This window comes from Hyphococcus sp. D3-15, assembly GCF_055809375.1.
This window is the reverse complement of record NZ_CM147910.1, coordinates 2110784-2130779: the sequence shown is the minus strand read 5'-3', so window position 1 is coordinate 2130779 and position 19996 is coordinate 2110784. Positions and strand designations below refer to the sequence as shown.

Below are 19996 nucleotides of genomic sequence, written 5' to 3'. Positions count from 1 at the left end.
GATATAAAACCTTATGGTTTCTCTTTATATGAAACCTTTTGGTGTTATGTCAAGCGCCGGACAACTCCGTCTCCCAGGATTGATACAGGGGCGAGCGGTGTTTCATGTCTTCCCAGAGCCAGGCCATGCGGTCGATGAACCAGATCTTCGAGAAGGCTGAAAAATGCCAGGCCAGGAAAGCCAGCCAGAAATCGCGGATCACGAGACCATAGATCGCCAGAAGGATCGTGACGCCTGCGACCGCCGACGTGATGGTCGCTGCGCGCTCGAATCCGACCGGAATCGGCAGGGCCTTCCGGTTCAACCAGATCCGCTCTCCAAGCACGCCCTTTGTCATCCAGGCGTCGGCCCGTTTCGGTCTGGGGAAAACCCGCGGATTGAGCCACAGCCACACCGCGAGGACGCCCAAAGGAACGAGGCCCCATGGGCCAATCCAGGGATAGCTCCACAGCGCCCAAAACAGCACCGGCATGGTCGCCATCCGCGTCCAGCCGCTGAGCGGGTTGGCGTGGCGCATCCAGACCGCGTCGCTCATGCCCATCGCCCGCTCCATAGCGGCCCCAATTCCAGCCATCGGCCATCCTCCTCACAGCTCTTATTGCCGGTCGAATGCAGGATAGTCGCGCTGTCGGCGCCCCCGGTTCAAAATTTGCGCAATTTTCTTCCCAAATATCGGATTTGAGGCGGCGTCCGGTCTTCCCCTATCCGCCATCACCCCCTAAGAGAACGCTTTAACCGACAATTGATTCCCACCTTCCCGTGCGCGAGCGGCCGCCTCTGGTTCTGCTCGCTTGTGCGGGGTTGCGCGCGAGTAAGTATGCCGAAACGCACTGACATTTCCTCCATCCTCATCATCGGCGCCGGACCGATCGTCATCGGCCAGGCCTGCGAGTTCGACTATTCCGGCGTGCAGGCGGTGAAGGCCCTGAAAGAGGAAGGGTTTCGCGTCATCCTCGTCAACTCGAACCCGGCGACGATCATGACCGATCCGGAGCTGGCTGACGCGACTTATGTCGAGCCGATCACACCGGAATTCGTTGAAAAGGTCATCGCAAAAGAACGCCCTGACGCACTGCTTCCGACCATGGGCGGCCAGACGGCGCTCAACTGCGCGCTCGATCTGGAACAGGCGGGCGTTCTCGAAAAATACAATGTGCAAATGATCGGCGCGCGGGCCGATGTGATCGAAAAGGCCGAAGACCGCGAGAAGTTCCGCGTTGCGATGGACAAGATCGGACTGGAAAATCCGCGCTCTGCAATCGCCGCCTCGCCCGCCATAAAAAACGACGCCGGCAAAACTATCGGCTATGACCGCGCATCCGGCGTCGCCAATGCGATAAAATATCTCGAAGAGATCGGTCTGCCGGCGATTATCCGTCCGGCGTTCACGCTTGGCGGCACAGGCGGCGGCGTCGCCTATAATCGCGAGGAATTCGAACATTTTGTCCGTTCGGGCATCGAAGCCTCCCCGGTCGGGCAAGTGCTGATCGACGAAAGCCTGCTCGGCTGGAAGGAATTCGAGATGGAGGTCGTCCGCGACAAGGCGGATAATTGCATCATCGTTTGCTCCATCGAGAACGTCGATCCCATGGGCGTTCATACGGGCGATTCGATTACCGTCGCGCCGGCGCTGACGCTGACCGACAAAGAGTTCCAGATCATGCGCAATGCGTCGATCGCGGTCATGCGCGAGATCGGCGTTGAGACCGGCGGATCGAATGTTCAGTTTGCGGTGAACCCGGAAGACGGACGCCTAGTCGTCATCGAAATGAATCCGCGTGTGTCGCGCTCCTCCGCCCTCGCCTCTAAAGCGACCGGCTTTCCAATTGCGCGCGTCGCGGCGAAGCTCGCTGTCGGCTACACGCTGGACGAATTGGAAAACGACATCACCGGCGCGACGCCCGCCGCCTTCGAACCGACAATCGACTATGTGGTCACCAAGATCCCGCGATTTGCGTTTGAAAAATTCCCAGGCGCCGAAGCAACGCTCTCGACCGCGATGAAATCTGTGGGCGAGGCTATGGCGATCGGCCGCTCCTTCGCTGAGTCGATGCAAAAAGCATTGCGCTCGCTTGAAACCGGCCTGTGCGGGCTTGATCCGATCGAAATTGCAGGCCTTGGCGAAGGCGATGACGCCAACGCTTTCCGCGCCGCCCTCGCCGCCCCGACACCAGACCGGCTCCGCGTCACCGCGCAAGCCTTCCGCCATGACCTGCCGCTTGAGCAGATCCGGTCGATCACCCAATATGATCCGTGGTTCCTTGAACAAATCGCGGACATTGTCGCGACGGAAAAACAGGTCGAACGCGACGGACTTCCCGACGATGCCGAAGCGCTGCGCAGTCTCAAATCCATGGGCTTTTCCGACAAGCGTCTGTCACAACTTTGCGACGGCAGCGAAAAACAAGTGCGCGAGCACCGCCGCGCCCGCAATGTGCGCCCGGTGTTCAAACGCATCGACACTTGCGCCGCAGAGTTCGCCGCCAAGACGCCATATATGTATTCCGCCTACGAACCGAATTTCAACGGCGCGCCCTCCTGCGAGTCCAACCCGACATCCGCCAAAAAAGTGATCATCCTCGGCGGCGGACCGAACCGCATCGGGCAAGGCATCGAATTCGACTATTGCTGCTGCCACGCTGCTTTTGCGCTCGCAGATATCGGCGTCGAGTCGATCATGGTGAACTGCAATCCCGAAACCGTCTCCACAGATTACGACACGTCGGATCGTTTGTATTTCGAACCGCTGACCGCCGAAGACGTCCTGGAGATCGTCGCGAAAGAACGCGAGTCCGGCGAACTGCTCGGCGTCATTGTGCAATATGGCGGACAGACGCCGCTGAAACTCGCCGGCATTCTGGAAGAGGAAGGCATTCCCCTGCTCGGCACGCCCTATGATGCGATTGACCTAGCGGAAGACCGCGAGCGCTTCCAGAAGCTCGTTCACAAACTGGGGCTCATCCAACCCGAAAATGCGACGGCGTCGAGCCGCGAACTGGCGGCGGCGGCGGCCGAAAAAGTCGGCTACCCGCTGGTGACGCGCCCGTCCTATGTGCTTGGCGGGCGGGCGATGGAAATCGTCCATGACGACGCAGCGCTTAAACGCTACCTCGCAACGGCGCAGATCGAGATCAACGAAGACGAACCGCTTCTGCTCGATCATTATTTGCAAAACGCCGTTGAAGTGGATGTAGACGCGATCTGCGACGGCGATGACGTCTTCATCGCCGGCGTGATGGAGCATATCGAGGAAGCCGGCGTGCATTCCGGCGACAGCGCCTGCTCATTGCCGCCCTACACGCTGTCAGATGAAATGATTGAAGCGCTGAAGGTGCAGACCAAACGCATGGCGCTTGAGCTTGGCGTCATTGGCCTGATGAATGTCCAATATGCGATCAAGGACAACGTCATCTACATTCTTGAAGTGAACCCGCGCGCATCGCGCACCGTGCCCTTCGTTGCAAAAGCCGTTGGCCTGCCGGTCGCGCGCATCGCGGCGAAAGTGATGGCGGGCGTCAAGATCAAGGATCTTGATCTGAAATGGCCGGAATTCTCTCATGTGGCGGTGAAGGAAGTCGTGTTCCCTTTCTCCCGCTTCCCGGGCGTCGACACTGTGCTGGGGCCTGAAATGCGCTCCACGGGCGAAGTCATGGGCATTGACGTCAATTTCGACAAAGCCCGCGCCAAAAGCCTGATCGCCGCCGGCGCGCGCATTCCCATGAAGGGCTGCGTCTTCATCTCGCTGAAGGACTCCGACAAATCAGAAATGATCAACGCCGCGAAGAAGCTTCTGGCGATGGGTTTCACCATCATCGCGACGGGCGGCACGGCGGATTATCTGAAAGCCCAGGGGCTCGATATTTCACGCATCAACAAGGTGCTTGAAGGGCGCCCTCATATTGTCGACGCACTCAAAAACGGCGAAGTCCAGATGGTCTTCAACACCACGGAAGGCGCGCAATCGATCAAGGATCTGCGCTCAATCCGGATCACCGCCCTCGCCCAGAAAATTCCCTGCATTACAACCGCAGCGGGCGCCCGGGCGGCGGTCCGCGCCATCGAGGCGATGCGCGCCGGCGATCTGGAAGTTGCGCCGCTCCAGGCATATTTTGCGCAAAATTAAAAAAACTTATGGCTTTACAAGGGTCTATGGGGCCTTTCGCCGGCCCTGAACCCTTGAATTCCCGCCGCGGCGCCCTTAAATACTCGGTTCGGAAAATGAGCGACGGCCCGGCGCACCCGCCCGGCCGCGCTATTTTTTTCGTTTAACAGTCAAGACGGCCAATCCGGGCCCGTGCTTGCGGCAGGAGAAAGGGTGGAGACGTGGAAAAATTTCCCATGACCCTAGGCGGCTACCAGCAACTGGAAACCGACCTTAGAAAATTGAAGAACGAAGAGCGCCCGGCTGTGATTCAGGCGATCGCCGAAGCACGCGCCCATGGCGACCTTTCGGAGAATGCGGAGTATCACGCCGCCAAGGAACGTCAGGGCTGGATTGAAAGCCAGATCCTCGACCTTGAGGACAAATACACGCGCGCGCAGGTGATCGACGTCGCCAAGCTTGACGGCGATACCGTGAAATTCGGCGCCATGGTCACGCTGATCGACGAAGATTCCGAGGAAGAAAAAGTCTGGCAGATCGTCGGTGATCTGGAAGCAGACGTGAAGCTTTCGCGGATCTCCGTGTCTTCGCCAATCGCCCGCGCCCTTATCGGCAAGTCCGTTGGCGACAGCGTCGAAGTTCAGGCGCCCGGCGGCGCCGCTCCTACGAGATCGAAAAGGTCGTTTACAAGTAGGCGCTGCTTACCACACCTATTAGAAGCGCTCTTTCTTCCCCCGTTTACGGGGGAAGCGCCCCAAAGGAGCGATGGGGGTTCTTACACAATCACGCCGCTAAACACCCCCTCCGTCAGCTTCGCTGACACCTCCCCCGCAGGCGGGGGAGGAATGGCGCGGCTCAAGCGTCCCGCACCATCTCTTTCACAATCGCGGAAAGGCCGATCTGGCGGCGACGCTTCAGGCGTTCCGCGAACAGGATCGAGCGCAGAAGTTCTTCGGACTCATCAAGGTCGTAATTGACGATGACATAGTCATATTCGGCCCAGTGGGACATTTCCGCGTCGGCTTTCGCCATGCGTTTCTGCACCACCTCTTCGGGGTCTTGTGCGCGGCGGCGCAGGCGCCGTTCCAGTTCTTCACGGGATGGCGGCAGGATGAAGACCTTCACCACATCCTCGCCCGCGACCTCATCAAGCTGCTGCGCGCCCTGCCAGTCTATATCGAACAATACGTCCTTGCCCTGACGAAGCACATCTTCGACCAGCGCGCGCGGCGTGCCGTAAAAATGCCCGAAGACATTCGCCCATTCGAGAAACTCGCCATTGTCGCGCATGCGGACGAACTCTTCTTCGGAGACGAAGAAGTAATCCTTGCCATGGGCTTCACCGGGGCGGCGCGCGCGCGTCGTCGCGGAAATTGAGAGGACGATTTCGCCATCCTGTTTCAGGAGGCGGTCGGCGAGCGTCGTCTTGCCGGCGCCCGACGGGCTCGACAGGATGAACATCAGGCCCCTGCGGGCTACTTTGAGATCGCCGCCAATCATTGAGCTGGTCTATTCAATATTCTGCACCTGTTCGCGCATCTGATCGATCACCCGTTTAAGGTCGAGCCCGATGCGCTTCAATTCCATGTCCTGCGCCTTGGAGCACAGGGTGTTGGCCTCGCGATTAAACTCCTGCGTCAGGAAATCAAGGTCGCGGCCCACAGGACCATCCTTGGCGAGCAACGCCCGCCCCGCCGCCACATGGGAAGACAGCCGGTCAAGCTCCTCGCGGACATCAGCCTTGATCGCCAGCATGGACGCTTCCTGGGCCAGCCGGTCTTCCGGCACCGCGCCGTCCAGCAGTTCCTGCAACTGCCCGGCGATGCGGTCGCGAGATCGCAGCGGGCATGGCGGCGGCGTTGTCGGCGGCGTCAGCGGTCAGTTGCTCCACGGCGGCGAGCTGACCGGCGAGCACTGCCCCCATGGCCGCGCCTTCATTGCGCCGCGCGGCGACGAGCCCGTCCAATGCTTCGGTAAAGGATTTGAGCAATGCGGCGTTCAGCGCCTTGCGCGTTTCCTCGCCCATTTCCTCTTCCGCCTGCTCGATGACGCCGCGCAAGGCGAGAATGCCTTCCGGCTGCGGCGGCGCGCATTCCATGTTGAGGCGCACTTTCTCGATCATCGCGATCACGTCGGACAGCATCGCTTCATTGATCGAATATCCGGCGCCGGCCACATCGCGGTTGAGCGTCAATCCGATATTAAGCGAGCCGCGCGACAGCTTCGCTTTTGCGAGCTTGCGCATTTCCGGGTCCAGCGCGTCAAAGCCTGTCGGCATGCGCGCGCGCCATTCCAGCCCGCGGCCGTTAACCGAGCGCAGCTCCCAGATGAAGCGCCAGCTTTCATAGGCGCCCTCGGCGCGGGCGAAACCGGTCATGGATGAAAGCATGCCGGTCACTTTCCGCTCTTGCGCTGGCGTTCGATAGTCCGCCATTTGGCCACATTGGCGTTGTGTTCGCGCAAGGTGGACGAGAAGACGTGCCCGCCCGTGCCGTCCGCGACAAAGAATATATCGTCCGTTTCCGCCGGATTAAGCACCGCCTCGATGGAGGCCTTACCTGGATTGGCGATCGGCGTCGGCGGCAGTCCGCGAATAACATAGGTGTTATAGGGCGTTTCACCGCGCAACTCGCTGCGGCGCAGACCACGGCCCAAAGGCTCGCCCTGGGTCAGCCCGTAAATAATGGTCGGGTCCGATTCAAGGCGCATGTTCCGTTTCAAGCGATTGACGAATACGGCGGCGATGCGCGCGCGCTCTGCCGGCACGCCGGTTTCTTTTTCGACGATGGAAGCGAGGATGATCGCTTCTTCCGGCGTCGAAAAAGGAAGCTCAAGCGCGCGGTCATCCCAGATGGCGGCGATCAGCGCATCTTGATCTTTCATCATCCGCTTGATCAATCCGTCGCGGGTTTCGCCGCGCGTATAGGCAAAGGTCTCCGGCAACAACTCGCCCTCGCCCGGCGTCAGCGTAATCTCCCCGGCAAGCACTTCATCGGCGTTCAGCAGCCGGATGATCTGCGCCGTGGTCAGCCCTTCAGGCGCGGTGAAGAAATGTTGAATGGTCTTGCCGGAGACGAACAGGTCGATGACCTCCATCACGCTGGCGCGCGCGGGGATTTCATATTCGCCCGCCTTGATCTGGCCTTGCAGGCCGCGAATGCGCACGGCGGCGATGAAAATTTCCGGATGAGTGATGACGCCTTCATCTTCGAGCTTTTTGGCGATGGTGGAGACCGCGCTTCCGGCTGGAAGCAAAACGGTTGTGGCGTCCATTGACGGCCCCGCCTGCACCGCGGCGCGATAGCCGAGATAACCGCCCGCGCCGATAGCGACGGCGGCCAGAAAGCCCAGCCCCGCGATAAACAAAAGGAGGGACTTCACCGCCCCGCCGCGCTGGCGCATACGCGCTGAATTGTTTGAGCTTTTTCCGCTATCCGCCATGCCGCTCCGCTCGCGTCCCCAAATCCGATTCAGGCGGAGCTTAGCCGTCTACGCGCCGCATAACCAGAGAGGCGTTGGTGCCGCCAAATCCGAAAGAATTGGATAATGCGATGTTAATCGGCTTGTTAACTGCCTTATTCGCCGCGAGATTGATCCGGGTCTCGACCGAGGGGTTGTCGAGATTGAGGGTCGGCGGCGCGACGCCGTCGCGCATGGCGAGCAGGCAGAAAATCGCCTCCACCGCGCCGGCTGCGCCCAGCAAATGGCCAATCGAGGATTTGGTCGAGGACATGACGAGCCCGTCCGCCGCGTCGCCGAAAAGACGTTCGACCGCGCGCAGTTCGATCTCGTCGCCCACCGGAGTCGATGTGCCATGGGCGTTCACATAGTCGATGTCTTTGGGCTCAATGCCGGCGCGTTTCAGCGCCATCTGCATGGAGCGGTAACCGCCATTGCCGTCTTCCGCCGGTGACGTGATGTGATAGGCGTCGCCAGACAAACCATAGCCGACGATCTCGCCGTAAATTCTCGCGCCGCGCGCTTTCGCCCGCTCATATTCTTCAAGCATCACAAAGCCCGATCCCTCGCCCATGAGGAACCCGTCGCGATCCTTGTCATAGGGGCGCGACGCTTTTTCCGGCGTGTCGTTGAAATGCGTGCTCAAGGCTTTGCAGGATGCGAAGCCCGCAATGCCGATCGGGCAGATCGCCGCCTCGGCGCCGCCCGCCAGCATCACGTCAGCATCGTCCAGCGCAATTAAACGCGCCGCATCGCCAATGGCGTGTGCGCCAGACGAGCAAGCCGTCACCACCGCATGGTTCGGGCCCTTCATGCCGAGGCGAATGGACACCTGGCCTGAAACGAGATTGATAAGATTGCCTGTGATAAAGAAAGGCGACACGCGGCGCGGGCCTTTTTCCTTCATCACAAGGACTTCATGTTCGATGCCGTTAAGACCGCCAATGCCTGAACCGGTCATGACGCCGGCGCGTTCGCGTTCTTCTTCGGTCTTCAGTTCAAGACCGGAGTCCTGAAACGCCATTTGCGCTGCGGCGATGCCAAAGGAGATGAACGGGCTCATGCGCCGCTGTTCGCGAGGCTCAACCCACTCATCAATATTGAACGCCGCATCACCGGCCTTGTCGCCGCCGCGCGAGCCGTCGCTGCACGGTACGGACGCAGCAATCTTGCAAGGCAGATCGACCGGATCGAACTGCTCAATCGGACCGGCGCCAGACTCTCCGGCGATTAGCCGACGCCAAACAGGGTCAAGCCCCGCCCCGAGAGGCGTGACCAAACCCATTCCAGTTACGACGACGCGACGCATCAAAACCTACTCCGGACCTTCAAGAGTCCCGACGGCCTTCGCGCTGGTGTAGCCGGCGCCGATGCGGTTTATTTAAAACCCGTCAACGGCGCCGACGAGGCGCAACGGCCCCGGAGGCTCGTTATCGGGAAGAACTGCCTAGGCGGCTTTTTGTTCTTCGATAAATTTGATGGCGTCGCCGACCGTCTGAATGGTTTCAGCGGCGTCATCAGGAATCTCAACGTCAAACTCTTCTTCGAACGCCATCACCAGTTCGACAATGTCGAGGCTGTCGGCGCCGAGATCGTCAATGAAGCTGGCTTTCGGCTCAACCTTGGCGGCATCCACATCGAGATGCTCGACGACAATTTTCTTCACGCGCTCTGCAAGATCAGACATTCAACGCTCCTTAGTAAAAACGGTTATTTACGATTTTTTGTTGGCGCCAGAAAGATGCTTCCTGACGGGGGGTTAAAAGGGCCGCGAAATCGCGGGTGCGGGGCGCAATTACGGCATATTGCAGATTGTTGCAACGCCCAAACCGCCTCACCGCGCCTGCACAGGCAGGCATTCATGGGGCCTATAGCATCGCCATGCCGCCATTGACATGCATGGTCTGGCCAGTGACGTAGCGAGCCTCTTCCGAAGCGAGGTAAACGGCGGCGGCGGCGATATCCTCGGGCGCGCCCATTGCGCCTGCAGGAATCTTCCCCAGGATCGCTTCTTTCTGCTGGTCGTTCAGCGCGTCGGTCATCGCGGTTGCAATAAAGCCGGGCGCGATACAATTCACCGTGACATTGCGGCTGGCGACTTCCTGGGCGAGTGATTTCGACATGGCGATCATGCCCGCCTTGGAGGCGGCATAGTTCGCCTGTCCGGCATTGCCCGTCACGCCGACAATCGAGGTCACGCCGATGATCCGTCCGAAGCGCTGCTTGGTCATGCCGCGAAGGGAGGCCTTGGCGAGCCGGAAATAGGCGGTGAGGTTGATCTTCAACACCTCGTCCCACATGTCGGGCTTCATCATCATCATCAGCGTGTCGCGGGTCACCCCGGCGTTTGAGACAACAATGTCGACCCCGCCCATGGCTTCGCTCGCCTGTTTCGGCAGCGCGTCCACCGCATCCAGATCGGACAGGTTGCAGGGCGTCACATGCACGCGATCTTTCAGATCGCCGGCAAGCGCTTCAAGCTTTTCCGCGCGCGTGCCGGAAATGGTGACGCTTGCGCCTTGCGCATGTAGCGCTCTTGCAACCGCTTCGCCGATGCCGCCGGTAGCGCCGGTGACAAGCGCTCGCTTGCCGGAAAGATCAAACATGCCGCATCCTTTCTTATGATGACGGAAGAATTCGTTTTAAGCTTTTGCAAAGGCGTCAATGTCGCCCGGCTCACCCACATTCAAGGTTCGCACGTCGCGGTCAATGCGCTTGATCAAACCGGACAGCACTTTGCCCGCTCCAACTTCGATAAACAGCTCGCAGCCTTCGCCGGTCATATGCTGCACGCTTTGCGTCCAGCGCACGCGGCCGGTCACCTGACGCACCAGAAGATCGCGAATTGATGCGGGATTGGCGACATCTTTCGCGGTGACATTGGCGACCAGCGTTGTCGCCGGCGCAGTGATTTTCACCGCCTCCAGCGCTTCTTTCATGCGTTCGGCAGCAGGCGCCATCAGTGAAGAGTGAAACGGCGCCGATACGGGCAACAATTTGGCGATCTTCGCGCCGAATTGCTTGGCCCCCGCGCAGACCGCTTCGACACGCGCCTTCTCGCCGGAAATCACGACCTGTCCCGGCGCATTGTCATTGGCGATTTCGCAAGCGCCTGCGCCTTCGGTCGCATCAATGGCTTTTTGCGCGGCTTCAAGATCAACCCCGATCAACGCGGCCATTGCGCCCTCGCCCACAGGAACGGCCGCTTGCATTGCTTCGCCGCGAGATCCGCAACAGGCGCGCCGTATCCGCAAGGCTGATCGCCCGCGCGGCGCATAGCGCGGAATATTCGCCAAGCGAATGACCGGCGACAAACATGGCGTTGGAAATGTCCGCGCCCGCTTCCGTCTCAAGCACACGCATTGCAGCGATGGAATGAGCCATCAGGGCCGGCTGCGTGTTGGCGGTCAGCGTCAGCTCTTCCATCGGCCCGTCGCGCATCAGCGTGGAGAGTTTCTGGCCCAGCGCGTCGTCGACTTCCTGAAAGACTTCGCGCGCGACCGGAAACGCCTCGGCAAGCGCCGCGCCCATGCCGACCGCCTGGCTGCCCTGTCCCGGAAAAACGAATGCTCGCGTCATTGGCCGTGCTGCTCCTTAAGCATAATCTAGCCCGCGGACATAGCGACGCTGGCGCGTAAGGGCAATAAGCGGCGCGAATTCTACTGTGCGGATTCTTTTGCGGCGCTGGCCGAGCGCTGTTATCAGCGCCGGATGAGCAAATCGCCGATCCGCATCGCAACGATTTCAGACAATCCCGACCCGGACTGGGCCTGGATTCGCGATCTTTTGCCGCCGGATTTCGAGATTTCCGGGCGCCCTCTGGATTGGCGCAGCTACTCCATGACCGGGACCTCCGGGCCTGCCGCCTTGAATCGCTATCGCGGGGCCAGAGCGCTGGCGGGGGACGCCGCCCGGCAGCCCTTCGATCTGGTGGTCAGCCACGGCCCATGGGTCACGGCATGGACGCAAATGGCCGCAAATCCAAAGGGATTCGGCGCGCGCCATCTCGGCTATTCTTTCAATTACACCGACCTGCCCGCCGGGCCGCGCAAATGGCTCATGACCCGCGCCTTCGGCAAGGTCGATGCTTTCGCGGTATTTACCGATGCAGAACAAGGGCTTTACGCTGATTTCTTCGGGATTGAGCCAGGCAAACTCCTGCGCGCGCCCTGGGGTGTGGCCCCGCCCCTGACCAGCGTCCAGCCCCGCGCCATTGAAGGCGACTATTTCGCCGCCCTGGGCGGGGAAGCGCGCGATTACGGCGTTTTATGCGAAGCGGCCCGGGCCATGCCGGACACGCGCTTTGTCGCCGTCGCCCGGCCCCATAATTTCGACGGTCTGGACCGGCCGGAAAACCTCGAGGTCAGGTTCAACCTGCCTTTCAACGAGGCCTGGGGCGTCATTCAGCATGCCACCGCTGCCCTCGTCCCATTGAGAAGCCGCGAGACCCCTTGCGGGCTGGTGACCCTGGTCGGGGCCATGCATCTCGGCAAGGCCCAGATCGTCACTGACGCCGCCGGAGCGGCTGACTACCTCAAAGACGGCGAAACCGGCCTTCTTGTCCCGGCGGGAGACGCCGAAGCCATGATCGCCGCCATTCACCGCCTGAAGGCCGATCCGGCGCTGGCCGCCCGTCTTGGCGTTGCGGCGAAGACTGAAGCGACCGCCCATTGCAGCGAAGCGGCGACCATCGCTTTCTTCACCGGCCTGCTGGAACGCTGGTTCGGCGGGCAATAAGGCTTTTCCCGCTTGCAATAAGCCCCCCGGTCAGTTATCTCCCGCGCCTTCACGAGCGACGGTCGTGTGGCGCTGGCATCCTTTCGGGGAGCCGGTTCAAGGGATGGTCCCTTAGCCTCATGAGCCATAGGCGCCCAGCGGACCGCCAGCAGGTCCCCTACCGCGTCTCCGTCGCCCAAAGCAGGAGCTGGCTTCATGCCGCTATACGAACACATCTTTATTGCGCGTCAGGATATCTCGCCTGCGCAGGTTGAGGGACTGACCGAAACGCTCGCCAAGATCGTCACCGATCACGGCGGCAAGATTGAGAAGTCCGAATATTGGGGTCTTCGCAATCTCCAGTACAAAATCAGAAAAAACCGCAAGGGCCATTACAGCCTTTTCAACATCGAAGCGCCGGGCGACGCCATCTTCGAACTTGAGCGTCAGGAAAAGATCAATGACGACATCCTGCGCGCGCTGACCATTCGCGTTGAAGAACATGACGCCGAGCCATCGCCTGTTCTGTCGCGCCGTGACCGCAATGACCGCGGCGATCGGGATCGCGGCGGCCGTGGCGACCGTGATCGTGGTGACCGGGGCGACCGCGGTGATCGTGGCGATCGCGGCGACCGCCGTTAATCAGGAAAGGGAAACATCATGGCTAAACCATTTTTCAGACGCCGCAAAACTTGCCCTTTCTCCGGCGATAACGCGCCGAAGATCGACTACAAGGATCCGAAATTGCTTCAGCGTTTCGTATCCGAGCGTGGCAAGATCGTTCCGTCGCGGATCTCCGCAGTCTCTCACAAGAAGCAACGTGAACTCGCGCGCGCCATCAAGCGCGCCCGCTTCCTCGCCTTGCTTCCTTATGTTTCGGAGTAAGCCCCATGGACGTCATTCTTCTTGAACGGGTCGAAAATCTCGGCCAGATGGGCGATGTAGTGAAAGTGCGCGCGGGCTATGCGCGGAACTTCCTGCTCCCCCAGAAAAAGGCGCTCCGCGCCAATGACAACAACAAACAAGCGTTCGAAGCGCAGCGTGTCGAACTCGAAGCGCGCAACCTCGAGCGTAAAAAAGAAGCCGAACAGGTCGCTGCAAAAATCGACGGTTCGTCTTTCGTGGTTATCCGCCAGTCGTCTGAAACCGGCGCCCTATACGGCTCCGTTTCCACGCGCGACATCGCGGATGCGGCCACCGAAGGCGGCGTGCAGATTGAACGCAGCCAGGTTCGTCTCGACAAGCCGTTGAAGGCGCTCGGCGTTTTCGCCGTCCGCGTGGTTCTCCACCCGGAAGTCGACGCCAAGATCAACATCAACATTGCCCGCTCGGCAGAAGAAGCCGAACGGCAAGCGCGCGGTGAAGATGTCCTCGCACGCGAAGATGATCGCCTGGAGCAGGACGACGCGCAAGAAGCTGAATTCTTTGACGAAGGCGCCGATGCTGCAGTTGCGGCTGACGACGCTGCCGAAGAAGAAAAGTCAGAATAAAAATACATTTCGCGCAAGCGAAAATATTTTCCCTCATAAGGGGAAAAATTCACGCGCCGGCTGACTGTTCAGCCGGCGTTTTTTTTGATCTAACGGCATGATGGCGGACGGCGCAACCAATGCACACCCTACTAATCCGGGTACGGAGGAAAAACTCCCCGTAAGCCTCGACGCCGAACAGGCGATTCTCGGCGCACTCCTTTTCGATAACGAAATATTTTATCGCGTCTCCACCTATCTGAAGCCCGAACATTTTTTCGATCCCGTCCACCAGATGATCTTTGAAGCGGCGGGCGATTTGATCAATTCAGGCCGCCTTGGGTCGCCGGTGACGATCGACACCTATCTCGCGACCAAGCAGGGCTATCTGGATGCGGGCGGCAAGCGCTATCTGGAACAGCTCGCCGCGAATGTGCCGTCAACAGCGGGCGCCAGCGACTACGCCAAAATCGTCTTCGACCTTTCCGTCTGCCGCGGCCTGATGAATATCGGCTCGGAGATGAATGAACGGGCGAAGATCGCAACGCTCGAAGACAGCCCCGCGCAGCAATTGCAGGATGCGGAACAGGCGCTCTACAAACTTGCCGAGACCGGCAAATATGGCGGCGGCTTCAAAAGCTTCCGCTCGGCGATCACCGAAGCCATTGAGCTTGCAAACGCGGCGGTCAAACGCGATGGCGGCCTGGCGGGCGTCTCTTCAGGCTTGCGCGATTTCGACCGCATGCTGGGCGGGCTGCATCCGTCAGACCTGATCATCCTCGCCGGCCGGCCTTCCATGGGCAAGACGTCGCTAGCAACCAACATCGCCATCAACGCCGCAAAGGCGCATCGCACCGAACGCCAGCCTGATGGCACAATGAAAACCGTCGAAGGCGCTGTAGTCGGGTTTTTCTCGCTGGAAATGTCGGCCGAACAGCTGGCGACACGCATCATCTCTGAATTTGCGCAGGTTCCGTCGGAAAAAATCCGCCGCGGCGAGGTCGATCAGGAGCAATTCGACAAGATCTATCACGCAGCGCGCGAACTCGAAAAAATGCCGCTCTATATCGACGACACGGGCGGCCTCGCCATCGGGCAGCTTGCGGCGCGCGCGCGCCGCCTCAAGCGCCAGCACGGGCTTGACCTTCTCGTCGTCGACTATTTGCAACTGCTCACCGGCTCCGCCCGCCGCAATGACGGCCGCGTGCAGGAGATTACGGAAATCTCGCAAGGCCTGAAGACGCTGGCGAAAGAACTCGACGTGCCGGTCATCGCCCTCTCCCAGCTCTCCCGTCAGGTTGAGTCACGCGAAGACAAACGCCCGCAACTTTCCGACCTTCGTGAATCAGGTTCGATCGAGCAGGACGCCGACGTCGTGTTGTTCGTCTATCGCGAAAAATACTATCTCAGCCGCGCTGAACCACGCGAAGGCACCGAAGAACATGTCAAATGGTTCGCCCGCCTCGAAGAAATCGGCGACACGGCGGAAGTCATCATCGGCAAACAGCGCCACGGCCCCATCGGCAAGGTCGATCTGCACTTTGAAGAGAAGTTCACGCGCTTCTCCGATCTTGCGGATGACCGCTATGGAAATGATGACAATAGCGGATATTAGGGCGGCCTAGGGTTAGGTCGACGCGCCCTTATTGCCCGCTCGGCGTAAACGCTTTCGTGCAAAAAAACGTTCTCAAAAAAAGCCCCGCCTCTTGCGAGAGCGGAGCTTTGCGGCAGGCCCGAAGTCCTTACGGCCTTCGGGCAAGCTCAGGGCGACTGTCAAACCAAGCCGTTATGACTTTGTGACAAGCGCGAGTTCGGCGTCCGTACTGAGAACAACCCAGAAGCGCGCGCCGTAAGACGTATCGTGACCGACAAGCGGAACGGAGGCGCAAGACGCATCACGCGCCGGCGGCGACGAGAGGTAGCTCTCGGAGAAGGGCCCATCGACGATGCAGGCGTCGTCGGCAAGCGCATTCCAGCTTTCGCCCTGTCGCATGGCGAGCGTTACATTCTCGAGCCCTTCGGGACCGGTGAACTGAACAGCGTAGGCGTCTGACACTGCGTCGGTGATGTCCGGGTCCTTCGTCGCCGTTGCTGGCAGAGTCGTGACAGGCTGCTTGGCGGAGCCGTCAGTCTGAGAGTTGGCGAGCCCCGTGTCGGTCTCAATGTCTAGCGGCACGCCGTAATCGTCTTGATAAACGCCAGTTTGGTTCTGGGTGCCGGAGATGATGACGATGTCGCTGGCAGTGGCGCTTTCGGCCGGCAGCCAGCTTGTCGCCACATATTCCTTCAGGTCGATCGTGGTCTCAGGGATCACTAATTCGTCCGCGCCTGAATCCGGGTAAACGCGCACCGGGCTGTTGAGGTTCGGGTTCCAGCTTTCGTGAACCTGATAGAGCCACTGATAAGCGAGGCGCAGCAGGTCATTGAGGCTTTCGGCACGGGAGATGCCTGGCGTGTAGCTCAAATCACGGGTGCGCGTGTCGGTGCGGTTAAACGTATTGTTCACGCCCCCGACCAAACGGACATCGCTGCCGTCATCGCCATAGCAGTCCTGTGTCAGATATTCCGACTGAAGCACGAGAACAGGACGCGTTTCGGCGAGAATTGAGTTCGGATAGACGATCGTTTCGCAACGGTTTTTGGTGCGCGAGAACTTGTCGAGCATTTTCCAGTCAGCGTCGAAATCCTGCGACGCATCATTGGAGGTCGCCGTATGCTCAGCGAAATAGGATTGGTAATCGACCCGGTCGCCAGTGAAGGTCAGCAGCGAGGAGTTTACGTCGAAATGGGTCGAACCGTTAGCCATGGTGGCGTTTTTCTGGGAGATGATCGACTGCACGAGGTCGCGTTCACCAAAGCGGAACTCATATCCCTTATAAGACGCGTTGCCAGACATGATCTGGGTGTAGACGTCCATCTTGTAATTGCCGCCATAGGGCGTCGAGCTGGAAGGCAAGGTGGTGAGAATGGTTTTTGCACTGATCAGTGAGCGCTGATACTGGTGTTCGTGACCTTGCACATAAATTACATCATTCGCGGCGAAGAACTTGCGGATGTCTTCCTGGATACCGTAAACCCAGTCGTCATCTTTTGTGCCGTCGACGATCTGCTCCAGCGTCTGGCCGTATTTCGCGCCGATCAGCCCATCATGACTCGCAACAACGATGTGGTCGAATTCGCCTTTATGGCTCTCGACGACATTTTTGATCCAGTCGAAAGCGACTGGAAGATTGTAGTAAGCGAGACCGAAAATGATGACATTTTCGCGGATGACATAATAGTTCACCCACTCATAGCCCGGCATGTGGACCGCATCCTCCGGGATGAAGTTCTTCATATTCTCGATCCAGTTCTGGGTATAGGCGTAACTGGTCTCGTGGTTGCCCATGACAGGCAGGAACTCGATGCCTTCGGCGGCGTATTGATCGGCGACGGAGCGCCATTCCGCAAACTCGACGTCAGAGCCGTTATCGGTCAAGTCGCCAAGCGCGAGCACCATATCGACATCTTTGCCGGTCTGATGCTTCAGGATTTCATCCATCGGATGCATTGCGACATGGGCTTGACCAGACGAATCCGATCCCCCTTGGGTATCCGGTAGAAGGCCAATCACAAACGGCTCCGGCGCAGCAGGCGCCGGTGCCGGTGCTTCAACCACCGGTGGAGAAACATCCATCGACGGACTGTCTTCACAACTCACCAAAAAACACGTTGCCGCTGCCGCCCCGGCATACAACACAGGCCTAAACTTATTCACTACTGTCTCCAATCTCTTCACAGACATTCTCGAGGAGTCACACCCCACACAGGATCGCAGCCGGTATAGAATCTCCGTGACAGCCCGAAGACATTATTGCGAAGGTTTAAATACCGACTGCAGCAGACAAGCGGCGATGCGCATCAAAAATATTATTGTGGCGCACGCACTGCGTCAGGCGCATTTGTGACGTAGGCTGAATATTTTCAAATTGTTTGTAGATTTATGCGGAAATCGCGGCGATAAACTAAAGTCTATGCCGCCTCGTCCATTTTAATAGAAGACGCCTTTTGCAGAAGAAGCGGTAGTTTCTTCTTGTCTGCTCGCCTCGCTTTGAGTGACGCCAACGTTCAGCGGAAGGACGCTGCAGCAGGTTTATGAGCATATGCGCCCCTGGTCCTGCCAACAGAACAGGCGGGCGCCGTTCATGATACCACGGAAAAAATGTTGGGGGATAAGTCCGCACCACTTTTCTGATGGCCCTATACTGCTGCTCAAATTGGAGTTTGGTGAGGCTTTTGGCTCCCTGCTCCGGCGACCGTGAAAGGGGGCGGCCTTTTCCCGCCCCGCAAAGCCGCGTAAGGCTGACGCCATGAAGGATGCGATGACACTGAACGGACAGAGCGCGATTTTACAGGGCCCATTTGTCGAGATCTGCCTCGACGGGCTCTGCGCCAATTACGCCATGCTGGCGGATGCTGCGCCGGGCGCAGCCCTCGCCCCGGCGGTGAAATGCGACGCCTATGGGCTTGGCGCGGGACCGGTCGCCCGCGCGCTCTATGACCGCGCCGGCGCACGCGAATTTTTCGCCGTCTATCCGGAAGAGGGCGCAAAGCTGCGCGCGGCGCTCAACGCGACCGACGCGGCGATCTATTGTTTCGCCGGACCGTCAGAGCAAAGCCTGCCGCTTTTCGAACAGGCGCAACTGACCCCGGTGATCAATTCACGCGAACAGGCCGCGCTCTGGGCGGCGCGCCAACCCGGAGCTGCGGCGGCGCTGCATGTCGACACCGGCATGAACCGGCTCGGCGCCCCCGTCAGCGCTCTTGCCGACATCGCGGGCATAAAGGGCCTGAACCTGTCTCTGGTGATGAGCCACCTCGCCTGCGCTTCCGACCCGGCGCACAAGAAAAACCGCGAACAGCGCGAGCGTTTTGCTGAAGCGGCGCAACATTTCCCCGGCGCGCGGCTGTCGCTCAGCGCCTCGGCCGGCGCGTTGATGGGCGAGGACTATCGATTTGACATGGTCCGTCCCGGCATCGCGCTTTATGGCGGCAGCCCGTTCGACATAGACGATGCGCGCGTTAAGCCGGTGGCGAGGCTCTGCGCGCCGATTCGCCAGATCCGCCAGCTCGAACCGGGAGAAACCGTCGGCTATGGCGCGAGTTTCACCGCCAACCGCCCGACGCGAGATCGCTACGGTCGCGCTGGGCTATGGCGACGGCTATCCCCGCGCCGGGGCAGGACGCGGCGCCGCGATTATCAATGGCGAACGCGCGCCGGTCGTCGGCCGCGTCTCCATGGATTTCGTCACCCTGGATGTGACCGATTTGAAGAAACCGGCGAAAGCTGATGATATAGCAGAGTTTTTCGGTCCGGCATTGCGTCTCTTCGAAGCCGCGCAAACGACCGACCGCGTCGCCTATGACTTGCTCACAGGGCTTGGCGGGCGGGTTGATCGCCGTTACCTGTAGCTGCTTAGGAGAGGAACGCTAGGCCATGAACATTTTCGCCCTCACCGGCAGCGTCACCCTCGACACGCTGCGCGAAACCGGACGGATGGCCGAGTTCGCGGCGCGCGGCGCCCTCGCCGGCGTCACCGGCAAATTCTACTGGCGCGCCTTTTTCTCATCGCTCTTTCGCATCGGCTTCACCTCCCTCCCCGTGGTGGGCCTGACCGCTGTGTTCACCGGCGCGGCGCTGGCGCTCAACATCTATGATGGGTCGTTGCGGTTTAACGCCGAGACCTTCCTGCCGCAGATTCTCGGTGTTTCAATCGTGCGCGAATTGGGACCGGTCCTCGCCGCCCTGATGGTTGCCGGGCGTTGTTCGTCGGCCATGGCGGCGGAAATCGGCACCATGCGCGTCACCGAACAAATCGACGCCATGTCGACCCTCGCGGTTGATCCCTTCAAATATCTTATCGCACCGCGCATTCTCGCCACTATCGTCGCGCTGCCCGTCCTTGTGCTGATCGCCGACATTATCGGCGTCTATGGCGGCTACCTTGTTGCGGTGTACGGTCTCGACTTTTCCGGACCGGTTTTCATTCGCAACATCGCGGAGTTTCTTGAAAACCGCGATGTGATCAGCGGGCTACTCAAGGCTGCGGTGTTTGGTTATGTGATTTCCGTGATGGGTTGCTATTACGGCTATAACAGCCGCGGCGGCGCGCAAGGGGTCGGCGCCTCCACCCGCACAGCCGTCGTCGCCGCCGCCGTCGCCATCCTCGCGTCAAACTATGTGATGACCTCGTTCCTGGTGGAGTTTTAA

Annotated in this window: 17 protein-coding genes and 3 pseudogenes; 10 read left to right on the top strand and 10 right to left on the bottom strand. The window is 59.8% G+C overall.

Annotated elements, in window-relative coordinates:
- Window positions 1–49: 49 nt before the first annotated feature.
- Window positions 50–574, bottom strand: coding sequence for a DUF6653 family protein (locus AC0L8G_RS10550; RefSeq protein WP_473384157.1), 525 nt, complete (start codon window positions 572–574; stop codon window positions 50–52).
- Window positions 575–817: 243 nt separating this feature from the next.
- Here AC0L8G_RS10550 and carB point away from each other — a divergent pair, with 243 nt between their 5' ends.
- Window positions 818–4123 carry a carbamoyl-phosphate synthase large subunit gene (gene carB / locus AC0L8G_RS10545; protein WP_473384156.1) on the top strand — a complete coding sequence of 1102 codons (3306 nt, stop codon included), beginning with the start codon at window positions 818–820 and terminating at the stop codon, window positions 4121–4123.
- Window positions 4124–4323: 200 nt separating this feature from the next.
- Window positions 4324–4796 (top strand): annotated as a pseudogene (gene greA / locus AC0L8G_RS10540) (transcription elongation factor GreA).
- Between the two features lie 161 nt (window positions 4797–4957).
- Here greA and gmk read toward each other — a convergent pair.
- The 8 genes and pseudogenes from gmk to fabD form a co-directional block, all read right to left on the bottom strand.
- A complete protein-coding gene (gene gmk / locus AC0L8G_RS10535) occupies window positions 4958–5563 on the bottom strand; it encodes a guanylate kinase (RefSeq protein ID WP_473384155.1) in 606 nt (201 codons plus the stop codon).
- 48 nt (window positions 5564–5611) lie between these two features.
- Window positions 5612–5890: an endoribonuclease YicC domain-containing protein gene (locus tag AC0L8G_RS10530; RefSeq protein ID WP_473384154.1), complete on the bottom strand. Its 279-nt coding sequence runs from the start codon at window positions 5888–5890 to the stop codon at window positions 5612–5614.
- Window positions 5838–6491 carry a YicC/YloC family endoribonuclease gene (locus AC0L8G_RS10525; RefSeq protein ID WP_473388849.1) on the bottom strand — a complete coding sequence of 218 codons (654 nt, stop codon included), beginning with the start codon at window positions 6489–6491 and terminating at the stop codon, window positions 5838–5840. Before AC0L8G_RS10525 ends, AC0L8G_RS10530 begins: the two co-directional genes overlap by 53 nt.
- Before the next feature lie 5 nt (window positions 6492–6496).
- Entirely contained in the window at window positions 6497–7543 is a 1047-nt protein-coding gene (gene mltG / locus AC0L8G_RS10520; RefSeq protein ID WP_473384153.1) for an endolytic transglycosylase MltG, read from the bottom strand.
- Between the two features lie 40 nt (window positions 7544–7583).
- A complete protein-coding gene (fabF, locus tag AC0L8G_RS10515; protein ID WP_473384152.1) occupies window positions 7584–8870 on the bottom strand; it encodes a beta-ketoacyl-ACP synthase II in 1287 nt (428 codons plus the stop codon).
- 138 nt (window positions 8871–9008) lie between these two features.
- Window positions 9009–9248: an acyl carrier protein gene (locus tag AC0L8G_RS10510; RefSeq protein WP_473384151.1), complete on the bottom strand. Its 240-nt coding sequence runs from the start codon at window positions 9246–9248 to the stop codon at window positions 9009–9011.
- A gap of 181 nt (window positions 9249–9429) precedes the next feature.
- On the bottom strand, window positions 9430–10167 hold the full coding sequence (gene fabG, locus AC0L8G_RS10505; RefSeq protein WP_473384150.1) for a 3-oxoacyl-[acyl-carrier-protein] reductase: 738 nt from the start codon (window positions 10165–10167) through the stop codon (window positions 9430–9432).
- Window positions 10168–10203: 36 nt separating this feature from the next.
- A pseudogene (gene fabD, locus AC0L8G_RS10500) lies at window positions 10204–11140 on the bottom strand (ACP S-malonyltransferase).
- Between the two features lie 132 nt (window positions 11141–11272).
- Here fabD and AC0L8G_RS10495 point away from each other — a divergent pair.
- From AC0L8G_RS10495 to AC0L8G_RS10475, 5 genes are all read left to right on the top strand, one after another.
- Window positions 11273–12298, top strand: a complete 1026-nt coding sequence (locus AC0L8G_RS10495) for a glycosyltransferase family 4 protein (RefSeq protein ID WP_473384149.1) — start codon at window positions 11273–11275, stop codon at window positions 12296–12298.
- Window positions 12299–12493: 195 nt separating this feature from the next.
- Window positions 12494–12919, top strand: coding sequence for a 30S ribosomal protein S6 (gene rpsF / locus AC0L8G_RS10490; protein ID WP_473384148.1), 426 nt, complete (start codon window positions 12494–12496; stop codon window positions 12917–12919).
- A 15-nt stretch (window positions 12920–12934) separates the two neighbouring features.
- Window positions 12935–13162, top strand: coding sequence for a 30S ribosomal protein S18 (gene rpsR / locus AC0L8G_RS10485; RefSeq protein WP_375204073.1), 228 nt, complete (start codon window positions 12935–12937; stop codon window positions 13160–13162).
- A gap of 5 nt (window positions 13163–13167) precedes the next feature.
- Complete coding sequence (gene rplI / locus AC0L8G_RS10480; RefSeq protein WP_473384147.1) at window positions 13168–13767, top strand: 50S ribosomal protein L9; 600 nt, start codon at window positions 13168–13170, stop codon at window positions 13765–13767.
- Between the two features lie 97 nt (window positions 13768–13864).
- Window positions 13865–15361 (top strand): replicative DNA helicase, encoded by a 1497-nt coding sequence (locus AC0L8G_RS10475; RefSeq protein WP_473384146.1) that lies wholly within the window; start codon window positions 13865–13867, stop codon window positions 15359–15361.
- Window positions 15362–15532: 171 nt separating this feature from the next.
- Here AC0L8G_RS10475 and AC0L8G_RS10470 read toward each other — a convergent pair whose 3' ends face one another.
- On the bottom strand, window positions 15533–17296 hold the full coding sequence (locus tag AC0L8G_RS10470) for a metallophosphoesterase family protein (protein WP_473384145.1): 1764 nt from the start codon (window positions 17294–17296) through the stop codon (window positions 15533–15535).
- Between the two features lie 799 nt (window positions 17297–18095).
- Here AC0L8G_RS10470 and AC0L8G_RS10465 point away from each other — a divergent pair.
- From AC0L8G_RS10465 to AC0L8G_RS10455, 3 genes and pseudogenes are all read left to right on the top strand, one after another.
- Window positions 18096–18725, top strand: a pseudogene (locus AC0L8G_RS10465) (alanine racemase); the annotation flags it as partial.
- Between the two features lie 73 nt (window positions 18726–18798).
- Window positions 18799–19197 (top strand): alanine racemase C-terminal domain-containing protein, encoded by a 399-nt coding sequence (locus AC0L8G_RS10460; RefSeq protein ID WP_473384144.1) that lies wholly within the window; start codon window positions 18799–18801, stop codon window positions 19195–19197.
- Window positions 19198–19222: 25 nt separating this feature from the next.
- Window positions 19223–19996: an MlaE family ABC transporter permease gene (locus tag AC0L8G_RS10455; RefSeq protein ID WP_473384143.1), complete on the top strand. Its 774-nt coding sequence runs from the start codon at window positions 19223–19225 to the stop codon at window positions 19994–19996.